This window comes from Acetonema longum DSM 6540 (genome assembly GCF_000219125.1).
Lineage (GTDB): Bacteria > Bacillota > Negativicutes > Sporomusales > Acetonemataceae > Acetonema > Acetonema longum.
The window spans coordinates 1-3,756 of record NZ_AFGF01000048.1 but is presented as its reverse complement, the minus strand read 5'-3'; the positions used below and the strand labels follow the sequence as shown (position 1 = coordinate 3,756).

The 3,756-nt window shown below is 52.0% G+C and carries 4 protein-coding genes; all 4 read right to left on the bottom strand.

Translation table 11 applies throughout. The features are described 5' to 3' along the window. Nucleotides 1-9: 9 nt before the first annotated feature. Nucleotides 10-165, bottom strand: a complete 156-nt coding sequence (gene rd / locus ALO_RS05450; protein ID WP_004093702.1) for a rubredoxin — start codon at nucleotides 163-165, stop codon at nucleotides 10-12. 79 nt (nucleotides 166-244) lie between these two features. Continuing rightward, nucleotides 245-1,009, bottom strand: coding sequence for a TPM domain-containing protein (locus tag ALO_RS05445; protein WP_004093700.1), 765 nt, complete (start codon nucleotides 1,007-1,009; stop codon nucleotides 245-247). Between the two features lie 159 nt (nucleotides 1,010-1,168). Further along, nucleotides 1,169-1,723, bottom strand: a complete 555-nt coding sequence (locus ALO_RS05440) for a LemA family protein (RefSeq protein ID WP_004093698.1) — start codon at nucleotides 1,721-1,723, stop codon at nucleotides 1,169-1,171. A gap of 267 nt (nucleotides 1,724-1,990) precedes the next feature. Next, entirely contained in the window at nucleotides 1,991-3,709 is a 1,719-nt protein-coding gene (locus ALO_RS05435) for a methyl-accepting chemotaxis protein (RefSeq protein WP_004093696.1), read from the bottom strand. Between the last annotated feature and the right edge of the window lie 47 nt (nucleotides 3,710-3,756).

Here is a 3,756-nt window from a genome sequence, read left to right as displayed (position 1 = left end):
ATAGCTGAACTATTGTTGGGAGAACTGATCCTTGCCAACGCCGCAAACCGGGCAAACCCAGTCATTGGGGATATCTTCGAATTTCGTTCCCGGAGCGATGCCGGAATCAGGGTCGCCGGCCGCTTCATCATACACATAGCCACAGACATCACAAACCCATTTCATTGCATGAATCACTCCTTTGCTGAATTTTTCTCATTCTACCATTTTATTACCATATTTGCAAATGATTCTTTAAAAAGAATCACCATCGACGACTGGAGCCGCCTCCACCGCCAGACCCTCCACCATAGCCTCCGCCGCCTGAACCGCCGCCTCCGCCCCTGCCGTGAGCCAAGAGCATAAGCAGCAGCCGGGTAATAGAACCGCCTAAAAACAGCCAGTCTATAATGACGAGTCCCAGCAGTCCGACCGCCAAAGCGAGCTGCATCCACCAGGGAAGCTGATCCCAGGCCGAGGTGGATACTCCGGAGCGGGATTGGACCGGTTTCGGCTGACCTTTCAGTTCCAGGTTATATTCTTTGGCTACTTCGCCCACCAGGGCCATATAGCCGTTAACAATGCCCTTCTCATAGTCACCTTTTTGAAAATAGGGGATCATGTATTCATCCTGGACCCGTCCGGTTTTGGCATCAGGCAGCCTTCCTTCCAGGCCGTACCCCACCTCGATGCGAGACTGCCGGTCTCCTGCGGCTACCAGCAGCAAGACGCCGTTGTTCAGCGTCTTATCGCCAATCCCCCACTGCCGCAGGATAGCTAATGAATATTCTTCCAGAGCAGCTCCTTCTACCGAATTAACGGTAACTACGACGACCTGGGCTTTGGTCTTGGCGTCCAGCTGGGCGCCGAGTCGGTTGATCCGGGTTTTAGCGTCATTGGACAATATACCGGCATAGTCCTGCACGTAGAGGCTATTGGTTGGTTTGGGCGGAATTTGCGGCTCAGCGGCCACTGTAGAAACCACCACCAGAACCAACAGCAATATTAGCCAGGCAATCCTCTTCTTCATCACATCACCTCTCTCCGCCGCAATAAGCCGGCTCTCATAACCGGCTGCGGCCAGAACCGCCGCTACCGCCGAAATAAAAGCGGGGTGAGCCAGATAACCTGCGGCTTTATCTCTCGCATTACGTCACCCCTCCCCCTGCTTAATACATGTTATCGATTATTAAAAGCTGACTTTCGGTACTGCTTTGCTGCCTTCCTCCGCCCGGAAGTACTCTTTCGGGCCAAAGCCCAACATACCGGCGAACAGAGTGTTGGGGAAGGAGCGAATCTTGGTGTTGAAGGTTTGCACTGCGTTGTTGTAGTCCATGCGAGCCACGGCAATACGGTTTTCGGTCCCAGCCAGTTCATCGGTCAGCTGTCGGAAATTGGCGTCAGCTTTTAAATTGGGGTAATTCTCCACAACTACCAGTAAACGGCTTAATGCTCCGGTCAGCTCAGCATTGGCCTCGGCCTTGGCGGCCGGTCCGCCGGCGCCGGCCAGCTTGGCCCGGGCATTGGCAACTGAATCAATCGCCTGTTTTTCGTGAGCGGCATATCCTTTTACCGTGTTCACCAGATTAGGGATCAAATCACCCCGGCGCTGCAACTGATTTTCGACCTGAGCCCATTTCCCGTCGACCGATTCGTTCAAAGCCACCAAACCATTGTAGCTGGAAAAGGCAAAAACCAGCAGCAAGGCGATAACACCAAGCACAATCCATCCTGTTTTATTCATAAAAAACTACCTCCCATTCTCCTATTAGTATTATCAACAATTTTCTTATTTACCGGCCGTTATGCCGAATTTAAACAGCTTGCAGCGCTTGAAAATCCTCCCTCCTCTCTCAGATCAAATAGTTTAATTCGCCTTTTTTTAGCCTTTTTCCTTCCTTGCAAAGTATGGAGACTTCTTACACAGGCATTTAGCCGACTTCCTGCTAAAAAGCAGACAGGATTTGGCCTCTCAAATCCTGTCTGCTTTCAATCAATATGAGCCGATACGTTACACCCGAAATTTTGCTACTACCTCCTGGAGTTCCTGGGCCAGTTTCGCCAGGGCTTCACTGGAACCGGAGATCTCTTCCATGGAAGCCAGCTGTTCTTCGGTAGCACCCGAAACGCTCTGGGACTCAGCCGCCGATGTCTTGCTAAGGGAGCCGATCTGTTTCACCGAGTCCACGATTTGCTGGCTGCCGCCTGCCATCTGCTGAATAGCCGCCGAAATCTCTCTTACCTGGCTGGACACCTGCGACACCAATCCGACAATCTCCTGGAAGGCCACGCCGGCGACATTGACTACCTCAGCCCCGGTCTTCACTTCCCGTGCGCCATCATGCATCGCAGTGACAGCCTCACCGGTGTCGTTCTGTATTTCCCCAATCAGTCCGGCGATCTTCTTGGCTGCATCCTGGGACTCTTCGGCCAGTTTTCTCACTTCTTCCGCTACTACCGCAAATCCCCGGCCCTGTTCCCCTGCCCGCGCCGCTTCGATCGCCGCGTTCAGGGCCAGCAGGTTGGTCTGTCCGGCAATGCCGGCAATCGTATCAACAATTTGACCGATTTCTTTGGATTTCTCATTGAGCCTGGCAATGGTTTCGGCTACTGCCTGGGACGTTTTTTCTATAGTGCCCATTTGCACCACGGCTCTTTCCACCGATTTGCCGCCTTCCTGGGCCTTGTCGGCCGTCTGGGCCGATTGTCCCGCTACCTGGTTGGTATTGGCGGCAATCTGCTGGATGCCGGCTGACATTTGCTCTACAACTGCGGAAGTTTCGTCAACTGCGGTTAACTGTTCATTGGCGCCGTTGGCTACACTGCTGATAGAATTAGCGACCAGGGTGGCCGCCTGAGCCGACTGCTCGGAACTGGCAGTCAGTTCCTCCGAAGAAGCCGCCACTTGTTGGGCTGCTAAAGATACCTGACGCACAACGCTGAGCAAATTGGCTACCATCATATCGAAAGCCGTAGCCAATTGTCCCACCTCATCTGTGGATTTCATATTCAAAGCCTGCACTCTAAGGTCGCCGGCCGCCACTGTCTGCACATTTTTAAGCATGATATTAAGCGGATTGGTAATCATCCGCGATATTATAAGTCCCACTATCAGTGCCAACAGTATCGCCGCCAGGCTTATGCCGATGATCATCATGGCTGCGGCCGCAGTGTCTTTTTCAGAGTCCTGACGCAGCTTTTCGGCCGCATCCTTATTAAAATCGGCCAGATCTTTCAATGCGGCGTTGATGGCATCCACATGCTGTTGACCATATGTACGGTAATATTCAAAGGCTTCTGCCTTTCTTCCCGTCTGGGCAAGTTCCAGGATTCGCGTCCTCGCCTCACGCCATTTTTGCAGCGAGTCCTTCGCAACGGAAAAATTCTGTTTTTCAAAATCCGTACGAATCGTTTTTTCATAATCGGCCAATAATTGATTGGTTTCCTGAGCCCGCTCCTCGATTTCTTTAAAAAGGACGGCCTCCCGGTTTATTTCCGTATCGGGATGAACCAATCTCAGCACCAGTGCCTCAACCGCCCTAGCCTGACCGCGGGACACGTTCAGCCATTGTATTGGCAACAGGGCATCCGTATAGGTCCTTGATAAATTGTCACTGAGTCTGCTGCTGTAATAATACCCTACACCGCCAACTCCTGCCAAAAACACCGCAGCAATAGAGATAAGAATGATGATCTTGACTGCTGTCCTTAAATTGCTGAACCATAACATCCAATACACCTCCGGTCAAAATTATGGCAATAGTAGAGAGCCTGAAT